The organism is Halomonas sp. PBN3 (assembly GCF_000475415.1).
GTDB classification, from domain to species: domain Bacteria; phylum Pseudomonadota; class Gammaproteobacteria; order Pseudomonadales; family Halomonadaceae; genus Halomonas; species Halomonas shengliensis.
The window spans coordinates 1-14,368 of sequence record NZ_AXCA01000174.1; the positions used below are offsets into that span (position 1 = coordinate 1).

The window sequence follows — 14,368 nt, forward strand, 5'->3', positions numbered from 1 at the left end:
CCCCCCGCCGCGGCGGCCACGCGCCGGGTCGAGTCCTCCGCGCCGGCCAAGACGGCGTCCCCGGCGGCGCAGGGGCGCGGCCCCTATGGCCGGATTCCGGCGGCCCCCGCGGTGCGCCGCCTGCTGCGCGAGCATGGCCTCGCCCTGGAAGAGGTGCCGGGTAGCGGCAAGCAGGGGCGCGTGCTCAAGGAGGACGTGCTGCGCCACCTCGAGGAGAAGACGACTGACACCGCTGCCGGGCAACCGTCGGCATCACCGACCGCCGAGGGGCATGTCGCTCCGGCGACGCCTTTCCCCACCGAGGGCGAGGTGCGGGTGGAGCCACTGCGTGGCGTGCGCGCGGTCATGGCCCGGCGCATGGTGGAGTCGGCGTCCACCATTCCCCACTTCCAGTACGGCGAGGAGATCGACGTCACCGAGCTGCTGGCGCTGCGCGAGCGGTTGAAGCCGTTGGCCGAGGGCTCGCGACTCACCCTGATGCCCTTCTTCATGAAGGCGATGGCACTGGCGGTACGCGAGGCCCCGATTCTCAACGCCCGGCTCAACGACGCCGGCGACGAGATCCACTACCTGCCGTCGGTCAACGTCGGCATGGCGGTGGACAGCCGCAGCGGGCTGCTGGTGCCCAACGTCAAGGGGGTGGAGCGGCTCTCGCTGCTGGGTATCGCCGCCGAGGTGGCGCGGCTGACCGAGGCGGCGCGAGCCGGCAAGGTGGCCCAGGAGGATCTCAAGGGGGGCACCATCAGCATCTCCAATATCGGCGTCCTGGGGGGCACCTATGCGGCCCCGATCATCAACGCCCCCGAGTCGGCCATCGTCGCCATCGGCAAGACCCAGTGGCTGCCCCGCTTCGACGCCGACGATCGGGTGGTGAAGCGGGCGATCATGACCGTCACCTGGGCCGGCGATCACCGCATCATCGACGGTGGCACCATCGCCCGCTTCTGCAATGCCTGGAAGGGCTACCTGGAAGCGCCCGAGTCGATGCTTCTCCACTTGAGCTGACGCCATGAGCTGGAGTTTCCTGAGTAGGAGGCCGGCTTCGCCGGGCGAATGGCGCCGACAGGCGCCCGGCAGTGTTTCCACCCGCTGAGATGAAGCCATGCCCCAGGCGCCCCTGCAGCAGTTCTATATCCCGGAAGAGCAGTCGATCTACCTGCTCAGCCACGGCGATGCCCGCAAGCTCAAGGCCTGGGTGGCGCTGTGTCAGGAGCAGCTGGAGCAGCTCGGCTATCGGGAGATCGAGCTGGTGGGCAAGGGCGCCTATGGCTTCGTGTTCGCCGGGGTTACTGCCCTGGGCGACGATTACGTCTTCAAGTTCACCCGGGTCAACCTGCCCCAGCACCTACAGGACCGCCTCGAGGAGGAGGCCTTCATGCTGGAGCAGGTCGACCACCCCCGAGTGCCGCGGCTGATCGCCTTCCAGCGGCTGCGCCACCAGTCGATCCTGGTGATGCAGCGCGCCCCGGGGCACAACCTGGAGGAGGTCTCGCTGCGCGAGGGGCGGCTCTCGCCAAGGCTGGTCGTGCGCATCGCCGATCAGCTCGCCGATATCCTGCGTACCCTGAGGCGCGAGTCCGGACCCGCCGGCAAGCCCATCGTGCATGGCGATATCAAGCCCTCCAACCTGGTCTTCGACGCCCGCGACGAGACCATCGCGCTGATCGACTGGGGCTCCTCGGTGTTCGCCCAGCTCGATGCCAACCAGCAGTTCGTGGCGGCCAACGTCATGGAGCTGATGTCGGACAACCTGCAGCAGACCAATGCCCGCCTGGGCGACGTCTACTTCATCGGCGAGGAGCAGCTGAACGGGGCGCTCTCCTCGCCACGCTTCGACGAGCAGGGGGCCGCCGGCACCCTCTACGCGCTGGCCTCGGCCCAGTCCTGCCGCTTCGGGCACCGGGCGATCCCCGCCACCTCCCTGGGCCTGCCGGTGGAGTTCGCGAGGATGCTGGATGGCATGCTCGACCCCGACCCGCGGCTGCGTATGCGGGCCGGCGACCACTTCATCCGCGAGATGCCGAGGCTCGCCCGCACCGTGATGATCGACCTGCCCGAGCCCGCCGAGGCGCCGCTGGTGCCGGTGTGGGCGCGGCCCGCGGGGCGCGAGATCGATACCGTGGTGTACAGCTCGCGCAAGGCCTTCCTGCGCGAGGAGGGGGCGCCGGAGACCCTGAACGACGTCAATGACGTGCAGCTCGATCGCTACTATAAGAACTTCATGCAGGGCATGGGCGAGACCGAGAAGGCCTTCCTCGCCGCGGTGAGTCGCTTGGGTCGCTATCCGGTGGTGGGCGGGCTTGCGGTGCGCTGGGAGAGCGACGGGGTCTACATCGACACCTCGTTGAATCTCCACGACCCCGAACTCAAGGCCGCCTTCCGCTCGGCGGTCAACAACATGGTGCACCTGGCCCGGGCGATCTACCGTCAGGGGATCTTCAAGAGCTGCCTGTTCAATGCCCGGGACACCCTACACCTGGAGCGCGAGAGCCCGGCGCAGCCCTTCGTGCTCGAGCCCGGCATGCGCCTTCACTACGAGGTCAGCGCGGTGCCGGAGCTGGAGGATCGCACCCGCCTGCACAGCTACTTCGAGGACGGCCCAGACCCCGAGGAGTTCCTGGTGCTGCCCGAGGCGATCATCGTCGCCCTGGAGGCGCTCAACGAGATCCACCATACCGGGATGATCATCTTCGAGGCGCTTCCCCACCACCTCAAGATCCACAGCTACTACCGCCTGCTCGATCCCTCCCGGGAGGCCGAGTTCCGCGCCCGCCTCGAGGAGATCCTCGAGGCCGTGGGGAGGATAGAGGGCCTCGGCGTCTCCGGCTTCATGAAGATGCCCTACAAGGACACCCGCTTCTTCCCCCACGTGGAGCGCCAGCCGGAGCGTTTCTACCCGCGCAACCCGCGCCAGGTGGCGGAGTAGCGGCGCCTTCGCCAGGTCGCTCGACGGCGAGGGCCTGGCAGGCACTGGCTTAGCCCGGCGTGTCGATCGATACCTGGGTGGCCAGCACCTTGTGCAGGAAATCTCGCGTACGGGGATCCTGCGGCGAACCGAAGAGCTGGTCGGGCGGTCCCTGCTCGACGATGCGACCGCCCTCCATGAAGATCACCCGGTCCGCCACGTCCCGGGCGAAGCTCATCTCATGGGTGACGACCAGCATGGTCTGGCGCTCTCGCGCCAGCTGCTTCATCAGGTTCAACACCTCCTCGACCCACTCCGGATCCAGCGAGGAAGTCGGCTCGTCGAAGAGGATCACCTCGGCCTGGGCCGCCATGGCGCGACCGATACCCACCCGCTGCTGCTGGCCTCCGGACAGGGAGGCGGGATAGGCATCGGCCTTGTCGGCCAGGCCGATGCGCTCCAGGATCTCCCTGGCCCGCGCATACGCCTTCTCCTTCGGCCAGCGATTGACGACGATCAGCCCCTCGGCGATGTTCTGAAGCGCCGTCTTGTTGGCGAACAGCGCGTAGTTCTGGAACACGAAGGCCGTGCGCCGCCGGGCGGTCAGGATGTCCGCCCGGCTGGCCTGGGTGACGTCCACGTCCAGATCACCGATGATCAGCCGGCCGGCATCCGGGCGCTCGAGGAAGTTCAGGCAGCGCAGCAGCGTCGACTTGCCGGTCCCCGAAGGGCCGATCACCACGATGATCTCGCCCTGCTCGATGGCCAGGTCGATGCCGTCGAGCACGGCGGTTCCGCCGAAGCGCTTGATGAGTCCCTCTACCTTGATCATCGGCGATAGGCCTCGTTGAGTCGGGTTTCCAGGCGCCGCTGGAACCAGGCCAGCAGCTCGACGATCACCCAGTAGAAGATCGCCACGGTGATGAAGGCCTCGAAGTAGAGGAAGCTGCCGGCGGCCTCCTTCTGGGTGGCACCCATCAGCTCGGTGACCCCCAGGGTGAAGGCCAGGGAGGTCGCCTTGATCATGTCGATGAAGTAGTTCATCAGCGTCGGCACCGCGACACGCGTGGCCTGGGGCAGCACGATGCGCCGCATGAGCTGGCTGTTGGTCATGCCGATCGAGAGGGCCGCCTCCGTCTGGCTCCGGTCCACCCCGACGATGGCGGCACGGATGGACTCGGCCATGTAGGCCGAGAAGTGCAGGGTCAGGCCCATGATGGTGGCGGTCACGCCGTTGATCTGGGTCAGGAAGGCCATCAACTGGGGCAAGCCGTAGTAGAAGAGGAACAGCTGCACCAACAGCGGCGTGCCGCGGAAGAAGGAGATGAAGAGCAGGGTGGCGGCGTTGAGGCCCGGGATGCGCAGCACGCGAATCACGGCCAGGCCGCAGGCCAGCACCAGAGCCAGCGCCATTCCCACGGCGGCCATCTGCAGAGTCAGCGGCAGGTAGCGCAGCAGGATGGGCACCAGCCCCAGCATGTAGTCGACATCGAGCACTTGCATGGAAGCGCCTCAGCGGCGGGTGATGTCGGTGCCGAACCACTCTTCGGAGATGGCCGCGAGCTCGCCCGACTCACGCAGCCGAGTCAGGGCGGCGTCGACGCGGTCACGCAAGGCTCGGTCCTCTTCGGTGTCGCGGAACGGCAGGGCATTGCGGATCTCGGAGAAGGGCTGGCCGGCCAGTGCCAGCGGCAGCGGCTTCTCCTTGATCACCTGGCTGGCACTCACCCGGTCCATGACGAAGGCGTCGACGCGCCCCAGGGCGGTGTCCTGCTCGATGTTGCTCTCGTAGGTGCGGATGTCGATCTCGTCGGCGTAGGGCAGCTCGCGCAGCAGCTGCTCGTAGTTGGAGCCGAGGTTAACCGCGACGGTCTTGCCCTTCAGGTCCTCGACGCCCTGGATCTCCTCGTTGCCTTCCCGCACCACGATCTGGGCGCCGTCATAGACGTAGGGTTGGGTGAAGGCGTACTTGGCGGCGCGCTCCTCGGTGATGGTGATCTGGTTGGCGATGGTGTCGATGCGCCCCGACTCGAGCATGCCGAAGAGTCCCGAGAAGTTCGCCGTGACGAACTCGACCTCGACGTCCATCTCCTCGGCCACGGCCTCCATGACATCCACCTCGAAGCCCTGGAGCGTGTCTTGCTCGACGAAGGTGAAGGGGAAGTAGCCGCCGGACATGCCGACCCTGATGGTGTGTTCATCGGCCTGGGTCAGGCCGCCAGCGGTCATCAGGCTTGCGGCCACGGCGGTAAGGGCTAAGCGCTTGAGCATGCGGTACTCCTGTATGTCTGCTGAAGTCAGGGGGAGAGATCGCGACGTCTGTGTCGCTGTTGGCTACACACAGTAAAGAATAAGGCAGCGCCGTTTCCAATAGCCATTGGTTATTTGAGCTGCTGTCGCTGCCGGTCACCGCGTGCCGGCGCTTCGGCCCCCGTCGCGGGAGAACCGCTCCTTCCACGTACCCGCCCATCGAGCTCTTCGACGATGTCGCCAGGGGCGACCAGTTCGCAATGCTGCATGAACCCCAGGCGCTGACCAACCCGCGACTGCGGGCACACATCGGAGACCTGGGACTGGTTCCCCGCGAGGAGATCCCCTTCGATATTCTGGCCTGCTACTATGCCGTGGCGTCCTTCACCCACGTCAATCCGGCAGGGTCGCGCTTCAGCGTGGGGGAGTCCGGTGTGCTGGGCGCTGATGACGCCGAGGCCGGTGATGGCCATGGTCCAGAGCGCTCCCTACGAGCTGGTCCGGAATGGCACCGTTACCGAGGTAACCCTTCTCTCCACTCCGTGTACGGAACTCAGATGTTAGCGCCGATGCTCTTCAAACTGCTGGCCACCGCCGGCATCGTGATCCTGGTCGCCCTGGCGGTGGCCCGGGTGGGGCCGCGCCTTGGCGGGATACTGGCCGGCACCCCGGTGATCCTGGGGCCCGGCTACTTCTTCATGCTGCGCGAGCAGCCCTCGGCCTTCGTGCAGGAGGCGGTGCTCTCCACCCTGCATGCCCTGTTGGCGACCCTGCTGTTCACGGTGTGTTTCGTGATGACCGCCGGCCGGCTCTCGGCGCTCAGGAGCCTGGGGCTCGCCAGCCTGCTGTGGCTGCCGGCGTCGCTGCTGTTCACCTTCCTGCCCGGCGGCCTGGCGGGCGCGCTGGGTGCCTACCTGGTGCTGCTGGTGCTGGCCGAGGGGGTCAATCGCTGGCTGCGCCTGGGGCAGCCGGTGGTGGTGGCGAGCTCGGGCTGGCTCGACCTGCTGCTGCGCGGCCTGCTGGCCGGTGGGCTGGTGAGCCTGGCCACCACCCTCGCCGCGCGGGCGGGACCGGGGGTCTCCGGGGTCATCCTGGGGTTTCCCGCCGGCATCCTGACCATCGCCTGGGCACTCCACGAGCGCTACGGCGCCGAGGTCGCACGCATGACGGTGAGTATGACCCAGCGCGGCATGCTGAGCCTGCTCGCGTTCTGCTCGGTGAGCTACCTGGGAGTGGGGCAGCTGCCCGGGATGCTGGTGTTCGCGCTCTCCCTGGCGGCCGCCATGGCCACCAGTTTCCTGCTGTTCATGTTCAGCCTGTGGCGCGCCCGGCGCCTCTTCACCCGCGAGGCGGCCTGAGCCCGCCCGATACGAGCTACAGCGACGCCGCGGCCCGGGCGGCCTGGTCGTAGATGCCCGACATCGCCCGCAGCATGCCCGCCAGGCGGCTGGTCTCCTCGGGCTCGATCCCCAGCGATGAGAGCGATTCGATCAGGCAGTCCTCGCGGATCTCGGCGTAGCGCTGGCAGGTGCTGCGCCCCTCCTCGGTGGAGTGGAAGAAGGTCTCCTTGCCGCGCTTCTCGCCATGGACCAGCCCGAGCTTGGTGAGCTTCTTGAGCGCATAGGTCACGGTGTGGCTGTCCTCGACATTGAGCACCAGGCAGATGTCGGCGAGCCGCTTGGCACGCTCGCGATGGTTGACGCTATGCAGTACCAGCACGTCCAGCGGGCCGAGCTCCGGGTAGCCCGCCGCGGTCATGCAGCGCACCATCCAGCGGGTGAAGGCGTGGGAGGCGATGATCAGCCCGAACTCGAACTCCGACTGCTCCTGGGCGCGATGGGAGAGGTGGGCGGAGGAGACGATGGGGCCCCGAGAGGCCCCCTTGGCGGTGCGGCGTTCCGTGTCCATCGGTGGTCACGCTCCTCGGTCATTGTTGAGGGTCAGTTGGCCATGGCCTGGGGCAGCCAGGTGGCGATGCCCGGGAACAGCCAGATCAGGACCACCCCCAGCATCATCAGGAAGAAGAAGGGCAGGGCGGCCCAGGCGATGGAGAGGATGTTGCGCCCCGTCATGCCCTGCAGCACGAAGAGGTTGAAGCCCACCGGCGGGGTGATCTGCGACATCTCCACCACGATGACCAGGTAGATGCCGAACCAGATCAGGTCGATGCCCGCCGCCTCCACCATGGGCAGCATGATGGAGGTGGTGAGCACCACCACCGAGATGCCATCCAGGAAGCAGCCTAGCAGGATGAAGAACAGCGTCAGCGCCATGATCAGCATCCACGGCGAGAGGCCGAGGGTGCCGATCCAGGCGGCCAGGTCGCTGGGCAGCCCGGTGAAGCCCATGGCGGCGGTGAGGAAGGAGGCGCCGGCCAGGATGAAGGCGATCATGGTGGAGGTGCGCACCGCCCCCAATAGGGCGTCGCGGAAGGTGGCGCGGTTCATGTTGCCCTGCAGGCGTGCCAGCAGCAGCGACAGCACCACCCCCACGGCGGCCGCCTCGGTGGGCGAGGCCAGGCCGGCATAGATCGAGCCGATGACGCCGACGATCAGCGCGAGCATCGGGATCAGGCGCCGGGCGCGGCGCAGCTTCTCGGCCAGCGGCAGGCGATCCTCGGCGGGGGGCACCTTGTCGGGATAGCGCCAGGACCACAGCATCAGGTAGCCGGCGAACAGCGAGATCAGCAGCAGCCCGGGCAGGATGCCGGCCATGAACAGGCGGGCGATGGACTGGTCGGTGGCCACGCCGTAGACGATCAGGATGATCGACGGCGGGATCAGCAGGCCCAGGGTGGCGGAGCCCGCTAGGGTGCCGATCACCAGCTTCTCGTCGTACCCGCGCCGGGTCAGCTCGGGGATGCTCATCTTGCCCATGGTGGCGCAGGTGGCGGCCGAGGAACCGGAGACGGCGGCGAACAGGCCACAGCCCACCACGTTGGTGTGCAGCAGGCGGCCGGGGATGCGCTGCATCCAGGGCGAGAGCCCGGTGAACATGTCGTCGGCCAGGCGCGAGCGGAACAGGATCTCGCCCATCCAGATGAACATTGGCAGGGCGGTCAGCTCCCAGCTGTAGCTGGAGCCCCAGATATCGGACGCCATCACGCTGCCGGTGGGCACCGAGGAGAACTGGGAGAGGCCCAGCCAGCCCAGCCCCAGCAGCGAGAAGGCGACCCAGACGCCGCTGCCGAGCAGCAGCAGCAGGGCGCCGAAGAGTACGAGCATCATGGTCAGCATGTCAGGTCTCCGGGCTCACTCGTGGCCGCTGTCGTCGATGGTGAAGGCGTGCGGGTCACGGATGGCGGCGACCAGCGTCTGCCAGAGCCCCTCCGCCAGCGCCAGGCAGAACAGGACCACCCCGGCGAGCATCGCCGACTGGGGGATCCACAGCGGGATGCTGACCAGCCCGTAGGAGCTCTCGTTGAAGGCGATGCTATCGGCCAGCAGCCAGTAGAGGTTCCACGCCAGGTAGAGGCAGAGCGCGAGGGCGACGACGAGGCAGAAGACCTCGACCCAGGCGCGCAGGGCCGGGGGCAGCCGGCCGATCAGCAGGGTGACGCGAATATGGCCGCCATGCACGAAGGTGTAGGCCAGCCCCAGGAAGCTGGCGCCGACCAGCAGGAAGCCGGAGATCTCGGCGAGGCCGGGGATCGCCAGGCCGATGCGGTTGCCGCCGACCCAGGTGGCCACCTGGTCGACGATGCGCCCGAGGATCTGGGCGGTGATCAGCAGGCAGATCAGGCTCAGGCAGGCCGCGGCCAGGTAGCCGCCGAGGTGATAGAGGGGGCGGAGGCGGTAGGTCATGAGCGGATCCCGAGGGTGTATCGTTGGTGCCCCGGCCTGAGTGGCCGGGGCGGTGGGGCCGGGGTCACTCCCCGGCGTTGCGGTAGGCCTCGAGGATGGCCTGCCCCTGCTCGCCGGCGCGTTCGACCCACTCCTGGGTCATGGTCTCGCCCACCTCACGGAGCTTTTCGGTCAGCGCCTCGCTCGGCTCGCTGACCTCGATGCCGTTCTCCTCGAGCACCGCGATGGCATCGTCGGTCTCCTGGCGGCTCATCTCCCAGCCGCGGGTCTCGGCCTCGGCGGCGGCGTCCAGCAGCGCCTGCTGGGTAGTCTCGTCAAGGCGCGAGAAGGCGCGCTCGCTGACGATGATCATGTTCTTGGGCAGCCACAGCTGGGCGTGGTTGAAGTGGCTCAGGTAGTCCCACGCCTTGGTGTCGGCACCGGTGGCCGGCGAGGTGATCATGGCGTCGACGCGGCCGGTGCTGAAGGCGGTGGGGATGTCAGGGACCTCCACCTGGGTGGGCACCGCGCCGACCAGCTGGGCGATGCGCTCGCTGGCGGTGTTGTAGGCACGCATGCTCAGGTTGCGGAGGTCATCGCCGCTCTCGACCGCCTGGTTGGTATAGATGCCCTGGGGCGGCCACGGCACGGCGAACAGCAGCCGCAGCCCCTGGTGCTCGAGCTCCTCGGCGATGATCTCCCGCGAGGCCTCCCACAGCTGCCAGGCTTCCTCGTAGCTGGCGGCGAGGTAGGGCACCGAGTCCACCTCGAAGATCGGATTCTCGTTGGCGAGACGCGACATGATCAGCTCGCCCATGGGCACGATGCCCCGGCGCACCGAGTTCTTGATCTCGGCGTGGCCGATCAACGAACCGTTGGAATGCACGGTGATGTCCAGCTCGCCGTCGGTGGCCTCGCGCACGTCGTCGGCGAACTCCCGGATGTTCACGGTGTGGAAGGTGCGATCGCCATAGGGCGTCGGCATGTCCCACTCGGTGGCGGCGACGGCGCCCGTGGAGAGGGTGGCCAGGCTGGCGCCCAGGGCCGCGGCGGTGGCCAGGTGGGGAAGGCGGGATTGGATCGCAGGCATCGAAAGGTCCTCGTTGAGTGTTCGTTGTTGTGCGGGTCGCGTGTCGAATGTCACCGACTACGCTCAGAGTGTAGCCGTGACGATGGGGCGAGGTTAGGCGGGTCCTGTTATCTTCGTCAACGTTAACTAGACGAATGGATGATGTGTTATCTATAAATTGTTGATAAATTCATCAAGACATTTCGATCAGGAGAGCCTCATGCCATCGCGTCCCTTGCTGCTCAATGCCGACATGGGCGAGAGCTTCGGTCCCTGGGTGATGGGCATGGACCATGAGGTGATGCCCCATGTGGACCTGGCCAATGTCGCCTGCGGTTTCCATGCCTCCGACCCCGACGTGATCCGCATGACGGTGCGGCTCGCCGCCCGGCACGGCGTGCGGGTCGGTGCCCATCCCGCCTATCCCGACATGGTGGGGTTCGGCCGGCGCTCCCTGGCCTGCTCCGCCGAGGAGGTGGAGAACCTGGTGCTCTACCAGCTCGGTGCCCTCTCCGGGGTGTGCCGCGCGGAGGGGCTGGCGGTGAGCTACGTCAAGCCCCACGGCGCCCTCTACAACGACATGGCCCGCGACCCCGAGATCATGACCGCGGTGATGCGGGCGATCCTGGCCTTCGATCCCTCCCTGCCGTTGATGACCATGGCGACCCGGGACACCTCGGCGGTGCGCGAGCTGGCCGAGGCTCAGGGCGTCACCCTGTGGTTCGAGGCCTTCGCCGACCGCGCCTACGATGGCGAGGGGCGGCTGGTCTCGCGTCGCGAGATGGGCGCCGTCCACCATGACCCCGAGGTGATCGTCGACCAGGCGGTGCGCATCGCCAGCGGCAAGCCCTTGACGGCAAACGATGGCAGTGAGCTGGTACTGGCCGCCGACACCCTCTGCGTGCATGGTGACAACCCGGAGTCCATCGCCGCGGTGAAGGCCATTCGCCAGGCACTGAGCGGTCTCGGGGCGAGCGCATGAGGCAGGATCCTGGATTGCCGCGGATCGAGTCCGCCGGCCTCGATGGCTGGATGGTGCGCCTCTTCGAGTGCATCGACGAGGGCAACCTGGCCTGGCTCGGCGCCCTGGCGCGCCGCTGCGAGGAGGCCTTCGGTGAGGCCCTGGTGGACCTGGTACCGTCCTATACCACCCTGCTGGTGGTGTTCGACCCGCTGCACCTGGCGCCGGCCTCCGCCCGCCAGCGCCTGCAGTCGCTGCTGGCCACCCTTGAGCCCGACGAAGAGCTCGGCACGGGCGAGGTGCATGAGTTGCCCACCTGGTACGACCCCAGCGTCGGACCCGACCTCGAGAGGGTCGCCCGGTATGCCGGCATGAGCGTGGAGGACGTGATCGACTGTCACGCCGGGCGCGACTATCGCGTCTTCGCCCTGGGCTTCGCTCCCGGCTTCGCCTTCATGGGGCTGCTCGACGAGCGCCTGGAGGTACCGCGCCTGGACACGCCGCGCCAGCGGGTGCCGGTTAACAGCGTGGCCATCGCCGGCCGCCAGACTGCCGCCTACCCGGCGGTCACGCCGGGTGGCTGGAACCTGCTGGGGCGTACCGCCGCGCGCCTCTTCGATCGCGACCGCGACGGTTTCAGCCTGCTCAGGGTGGGGGACCGGGTGCGCTTCGTGGCGGTGGATCGTGCCACCTTCGAGCGCCAGGGCGGTAACGCCACGCCGATGGAGGTGCGTCCATGAACCAATATACCGTTATCGGGTTTCGCGTCGAACGTGCCGGCCCCCTGGCCCTGCTGCAGGATGCCGGACGGTTCGGCGTGCGCCGCCTGGGCGTGACCCAGGGCGGGCCAGCCGATCTGCACGGCTGGGCCTGGGCCAACCGCCTGGCTGGTAACGCTTGGGGGGCGGCGGCGCTGGAGATCACCTTCGGTGGCCTGACGCTGGTGGCGGAGCGTGACCTGACCCTCGCCGTGGCCGGTGCCGACCTGGGGGCGACCCTCGACGAGAGCCTCTTGCCGCTGTGGGAGGCGGTGACGGTGCGGGAAGGGCAGAGGTTGACCTTCGGTTCGCCGCGTCATGGCCTGCGCGCCTACCTGGCCGTGGCGGGGGGCTTCCAGGCCGAGCCGGTACTGGGCAGCGTCAGTTGCGTGGTGCGTGAGGGGCTGGGGGGCTTCGATGGTCGTGGCAGCAAGCTTGCCGACGGCGACCGCCTGGCGGTGAGCGCCGATGCGGGCCGGCGAGTCGCCAAGCAGGAAGTGCCGGAAGGGGAGCGCCCCGACTACGCGGAGCCTGCGACGCTGCCGCTGCTGCCCGGGGCGCAGGTGGCTGATTTCAGCGGTGATAGCCTGTTCGCCGCCTTCAATCGCCCCTGGCGGGTGGACGAGCGTGCCGATCGCATGGGGGTGCGGCTGACCGGCCCGCGCCTGAGCTGCCGGATCGGTTCGCTGATCTCCGAGGGGATCGGGCTCGGGGCGGTGCAGGTACCCCCCGACGGTCAGCCCATCGCGCTGCTCAACGACCGCCAGACCATCGGGGGCTATCCGCGGCTGGGCGCGCTGACGCCGCTTGCGGCCGCCCGGCTGGCCCAGTGCCTGCCGGGTCAGGAGATACGCCTTCGGCCTAGCACCCTCGAGCGTTCCCTGGCGACGCTGCGCCGTTTCCGCGACGCCGTGGCCGGCTGAGCGCCCGGTCTTCAGGACATCATCAGGCGCCCAGGCCGCTCTCGCGCAGCAGCTGGTCGATGCTGGCGCCGGCGCGGGTCGGCTGGGCGTCCTCCATCAGCAGCTCGACCTCGAGGGCGGCGACACCGCCCTCGAGGCAGCGTTCGATCAGTACCGAGCGGCTGAGGCCGGTGGCCTCGGCGAGGCGCTCGAGGCGGGCTTCCAGCTCCCTGGACAGTCTCAGGATATGGGGCATGACGCGGTCTCCGGGTTGAGGCTTGCCGTTGCACTCCACATTGGCCATCCTTGCAGGCCTTCATGTCGCTAGCATGACAGATTCTTCGGCAAATGGCGTCGGGACGACCCGGCTTGCTTTCCACGCTGCGGGGACGGCCTCGCCGGAACAGGGACTTCACGACGATGGCAACGGCCTGGACGCTGCTGGTAATCGCGGGGCTGCTGGAGGTGGCCTGGGCGCTGGGGATGAAGGCCACGGAGGGTTTCACTCGGCTGTGGCCGAGCCTGTTCACCGTGACTACGATGCTGGCCAGCTTTTACCTGCTGGCCCAGGCGATGAAGGCACTGCCGGTGGGCACCGCCTATGCGGTATGGGTCGGCATCGGCGCCGTGGGTACCGTGCTGCTGGGCATCCTGATCTACGGTGACAGCGCCTCGCTGCTGCGCCTGGCGAGCCTGGTGCTGGTGCTGGCGGGCCTGGTCGGACTCAAGCTGGCGGGGTGATCAGGTCAGCCCCTGCTGGCGCATGGCCTCGGTGATGATCGGCACCGGAGTCATCAGGTGCTCGCGCATCATGGCGGTGGCGCGCTCGCTGTCGCGGGCCAGGATCACCTCGACCAGGGCGGCGTGCTCGCGCCGCTTGCGCTCCAGCGCCTCCTCGGAGAGCACCGTCTCGCGCAGCCACAGGTGGCGATAGCGCTCCACCTGGTCGAACAGGCTCTGGCGAATCTGCAGCAGGTGGGGGGATCCACAGCCGCTGACGATGGCGGTGTGGAAGGCCTGGTGCCGGGTGTCCCAGACCTCGAGCAGCTCCTCGGGGGTGTTGACCTCCATCACCTTGGAGAGGGTGTGGGCGCGGGCCAGGATCTCGGCCTCCCAGCTGTCGTCGCCGCGCTCGATGGCCAGCGCCAGCAGGAGCCCCTCGATGTGGGCCCGGGCGTCGTAGAGGTCGGCCAGCTCGGCCAGCGACATCGGCGCCACGCGGAAGCCCCGCTGGCTGATTGCCACCACCAGGCGTTCCGCCACCAGCTGGGAGAGCGCCTCGCGCAGGGGGCCGACACCCAGGTCGTAGCGCTCCTTCAGCCGACTCATCAGCAGCTTCTCGCCGGGCTTGAAGACGTTGCGGATGATGTCCTTCTTCAGGCGATGGTAGGCGCTAATCCCGAGGTTCTCGCGGGACGCCGGGGTGTCGAGGGGCATGGTATCCATGATGTCGTCATTTTGTCCGTGTGCCTGACATGGTAGCCGAATATCGGCTCCCGGGTTAATGCCGCCCGGCTATGTCGCCTCCTCATTGCCCGCCTCTGGGCTCGTCTTGAGCGCCTGCCAGGCGGTATAGGTGCTGAGAAAGACACGGCCCGTCAGGTCGTCGAGGAAGTCGCTGCGCTTGAGGCGGTCCATCACCGGCCCCTTGACCTCGGCCAGGTGCAGCGTGACCTCCGCCTCCTGCAGGCGCGCGTTGATGGCATCCAGGCTCTCCAGCGCCGAGGCGTCGATCAGGTTG

17 protein-coding genes and 1 pseudogene are annotated in these 14,368 nt (G+C 68.0%); 7 read left to right on the top strand and 11 right to left on the bottom strand.

Annotation, left to right across the window (positions count from 1 at the left end):
• Positions 1-1,005: 2-oxo acid dehydrogenase subunit E2 (locus Q673_RS30845; RefSeq protein ID WP_023006606.1), on the top strand; the 1,005-nt coding region annotated here is incomplete at its 5' end.
• Positions 1,006-1,102: 97 nt separating this feature from the next.
• Positions 1,103-2,926, top strand: a complete 1,824-nt coding sequence (locus tag Q673_RS30850) for a protein kinase domain-containing protein (RefSeq protein ID WP_023006607.1) — start codon at positions 1,103-1,105, stop codon at positions 2,924-2,926.
• A gap of 49 nt (positions 2,927-2,975) precedes the next feature.
• Here Q673_RS30850 and Q673_RS30855 read toward each other — a convergent pair whose 3' ends face one another.
• The 4 genes from Q673_RS30855 to Q673_RS36750 form a co-directional block, all read right to left on the bottom strand.
• On the bottom strand, positions 2,976-3,737 hold the full coding sequence (locus tag Q673_RS30855) for an amino acid ABC transporter ATP-binding protein (protein WP_023006608.1): 762 nt from the start codon (positions 3,735-3,737) through the stop codon (positions 2,976-2,978).
• Positions 3,734-4,408, bottom strand: coding sequence for an amino acid ABC transporter permease (locus Q673_RS30860; RefSeq protein WP_023006609.1), 675 nt, complete (start codon positions 4,406-4,408; stop codon positions 3,734-3,736). The genes Q673_RS30855 and Q673_RS30860 overlap by 4 nt, the downstream gene beginning before the upstream one ends.
• Positions 4,409-4,417: 9 nt before the next feature.
• The gene (locus Q673_RS30865; protein WP_023006610.1) at positions 4,418-5,176 is read right to left on the bottom strand and encodes an amino acid ABC transporter substrate-binding protein; all 759 of its coding nucleotides are present in this window, start codon (positions 5,174-5,176) and stop codon (positions 4,418-4,420) included.
• Positions 5,177-5,286: 110 nt separating this feature from the next.
• Positions 5,287-5,628 (bottom strand): hypothetical protein, encoded by a 342-nt coding sequence (locus Q673_RS36750; protein ID WP_023006611.1) that lies wholly within the window; start codon positions 5,626-5,628, stop codon positions 5,287-5,289.
• Between the two features lie 84 nt (positions 5,629-5,712).
• Here Q673_RS36750 and Q673_RS30875 point away from each other — a divergent pair, with 84 nt between their 5' ends.
• Positions 5,713-6,513 (top strand): hypothetical protein, encoded by an 801-nt coding sequence (locus Q673_RS30875; protein WP_152527123.1) that lies wholly within the window; start codon positions 5,713-5,715, stop codon positions 6,511-6,513.
• A gap of 16 nt (positions 6,514-6,529) precedes the next feature.
• On the opposite strand, the gene Q673_RS30880 is transcribed toward Q673_RS30875, so the two are convergent.
• From Q673_RS30880 to Q673_RS30895, 4 genes are all read right to left on the bottom strand, one after another.
• A complete protein-coding gene (locus tag Q673_RS30880; protein ID WP_023006613.1) occupies positions 6,530-7,063 on the bottom strand; it encodes a winged helix DNA-binding protein in 534 nt (177 codons plus the stop codon).
• A gap of 32 nt (positions 7,064-7,095) precedes the next feature.
• Positions 7,096-8,391 carry a TRAP transporter large permease gene (locus tag Q673_RS30885; protein ID WP_023006614.1) on the bottom strand — a complete coding sequence of 432 codons (1,296 nt, stop codon included), beginning with the start codon at positions 8,389-8,391 and terminating at the stop codon, positions 7,096-7,098.
• A 15-nt stretch (positions 8,392-8,406) separates the two neighbouring features.
• Complete coding sequence (locus tag Q673_RS30890; protein ID WP_023006615.1) at positions 8,407-8,958, bottom strand: TRAP transporter small permease; 552 nt, start codon at positions 8,956-8,958, stop codon at positions 8,407-8,409.
• A gap of 64 nt (positions 8,959-9,022) precedes the next feature.
• A complete protein-coding gene (locus Q673_RS30895; RefSeq protein ID WP_023006616.1) occupies positions 9,023-10,027 on the bottom strand; it encodes a TRAP transporter substrate-binding protein in 1,005 nt (334 codons plus the stop codon).
• Positions 10,028-10,226: 199 nt separating this feature from the next.
• Between Q673_RS30895 and Q673_RS30900 the strand changes: the two genes are divergently transcribed.
• From Q673_RS30900 to Q673_RS30910, 3 genes are read left to right on the top strand one after another with little or no spacing between them, the layout of a single operon-like run.
• Positions 10,227-10,988 (top strand): 5-oxoprolinase subunit PxpA, encoded by a 762-nt coding sequence (locus Q673_RS30900; protein ID WP_023006617.1) that lies wholly within the window; start codon positions 10,227-10,229, stop codon positions 10,986-10,988.
• The gene (gene pxpB, locus Q673_RS30905) at positions 10,985-11,707 is read left to right on the top strand and encodes a 5-oxoprolinase subunit PxpB (protein ID WP_031218405.1); all 723 of its coding nucleotides are present in this window, start codon (positions 10,985-10,987) and stop codon (positions 11,705-11,707) included. The genes Q673_RS30900 and pxpB overlap by 4 nt, the downstream gene beginning before the upstream one ends.
• Positions 11,704-12,648, top strand: coding sequence for a biotin-dependent carboxyltransferase family protein (locus Q673_RS30910; protein WP_023006619.1), 945 nt, complete (start codon positions 11,704-11,706; stop codon positions 12,646-12,648). The genes pxpB and Q673_RS30910 overlap by 4 nt, the downstream gene beginning before the upstream one ends.
• 22 nt (positions 12,649-12,670) lie before the next feature.
• Here Q673_RS30910 and Q673_RS30915 read toward each other — a convergent pair whose 3' ends face one another.
• On the bottom strand, positions 12,671-12,883 hold the full coding sequence (locus Q673_RS30915) for a ribbon-helix-helix protein, CopG family (RefSeq protein WP_023006620.1): 213 nt from the start codon (positions 12,881-12,883) through the stop codon (positions 12,671-12,673).
• Between the two features lie 164 nt (positions 12,884-13,047).
• On the opposite strand from Q673_RS30915, the gene sugE reads away from it, so the two are divergent.
• On the top strand, positions 13,048-13,368 hold the full coding sequence (gene sugE / locus Q673_RS30920; RefSeq protein WP_023006621.1) for a quaternary ammonium compound efflux SMR transporter SugE: 321 nt from the start codon (positions 13,048-13,050) through the stop codon (positions 13,366-13,368).
• Here the strand turns inward: sugE and csiR are convergent, their stop codons facing one another.
• Both csiR and Q673_RS0118555 read right to left on the bottom strand, forming a co-directional pair.
• Positions 13,369-14,073 carry a DNA-binding transcriptional regulator CsiR gene (gene csiR / locus Q673_RS30925; RefSeq protein ID WP_023006622.1) on the bottom strand — a complete coding sequence of 235 codons (705 nt, stop codon included), beginning with the start codon at positions 14,071-14,073 and terminating at the stop codon, positions 13,369-13,371. It abuts the gene before it with no gap.
• 69 nt (positions 14,074-14,142) lie between these two features.
• Positions 14,143-14,368, bottom strand: a pseudogene (locus Q673_RS0118555) (sodium-independent anion transporter); the annotation flags it as partial.

Excerpts from the sequence above, each read along its gene's own strand:
- Q673_RS30915 (WP_023006620.1), bottom strand. The coding sequence starts at position 12,883 with ATGCCCCATATCCTGAGACTGTCCAGGGAGCTGGAAGCCCGCCTCGAG.
- pxpB (WP_031218405.1), top strand. The coding sequence starts at position 10,985 with ATGAGGCAGGATCCTGGATTGCCGCGGATCGAGTCCGCCGGCCTCGAT.
- Q673_RS30910 (WP_023006619.1), top strand. The coding sequence starts at position 11,704 with ATGAACCAATATACCGTTATCGGGTTTCGCGTCGAACGTGCCGGCCCC.
- Q673_RS30850 (WP_023006607.1), top strand. The coding sequence starts at position 1,103 with ATGCCCCAGGCGCCCCTGCAGCAGTTCTATATCCCGGAAGAGCAGTCG.
- Q673_RS30890 (WP_023006615.1), bottom strand. The coding sequence starts at position 8,958 with ATGACCTACCGCCTCCGCCCCCTCTATCACCTCGGCGGCTACCTGGCC.
- Q673_RS30875 (WP_152527123.1), top strand. The coding sequence starts at position 5,713 with ATGTTAGCGCCGATGCTCTTCAAACTGCTGGCCACCGCCGGCATCGTG.
- sugE (WP_023006621.1), top strand. The coding sequence starts at position 13,048 with ATGGCAACGGCCTGGACGCTGCTGGTAATCGCGGGGCTGCTGGAGGTG.
- csiR (WP_023006622.1), bottom strand. The coding sequence starts at position 14,073 with ATGGATACCATGCCCCTCGACACCCCGGCGTCCCGCGAGAACCTCGGG.
- Q673_RS30885 (WP_023006614.1), bottom strand. The coding sequence starts at position 8,391 with ATGCTGACCATGATGCTCGTACTCTTCGGCGCCCTGCTGCTGCTGCTC.
- Q673_RS30880 (WP_023006613.1), bottom strand. The coding sequence starts at position 7,063 with ATGGACACGGAACGCCGCACCGCCAAGGGGGCCTCTCGGGGCCCCATC.
- Q673_RS36750 (WP_023006611.1), bottom strand. The coding sequence starts at position 5,628 with ATGGCCATCACCGGCCTCGGCGTCATCAGCGCCCAGCACACCGGACTC.
- Q673_RS30895 (WP_023006616.1), bottom strand. The coding sequence starts at position 10,027 with ATGCCTGCGATCCAATCCCGCCTTCCCCACCTGGCCACCGCCGCGGCC.
- Q673_RS30865 (WP_023006610.1), bottom strand. The coding sequence starts at position 5,176 with ATGCTCAAGCGCTTAGCCCTTACCGCCGTGGCCGCAAGCCTGATGACC.
- Q673_RS30855 (WP_023006608.1), bottom strand. The coding sequence starts at position 3,737 with ATGATCAAGGTAGAGGGACTCATCAAGCGCTTCGGCGGAACCGCCGTG.
- Q673_RS30900 (WP_023006617.1), top strand. The coding sequence starts at position 10,227 with ATGCCATCGCGTCCCTTGCTGCTCAATGCCGACATGGGCGAGAGCTTC.
- Q673_RS30860 (WP_023006609.1), bottom strand. The coding sequence starts at position 4,408 with ATGCAAGTGCTCGATGTCGACTACATGCTGGGGCTGGTGCCCATCCTG.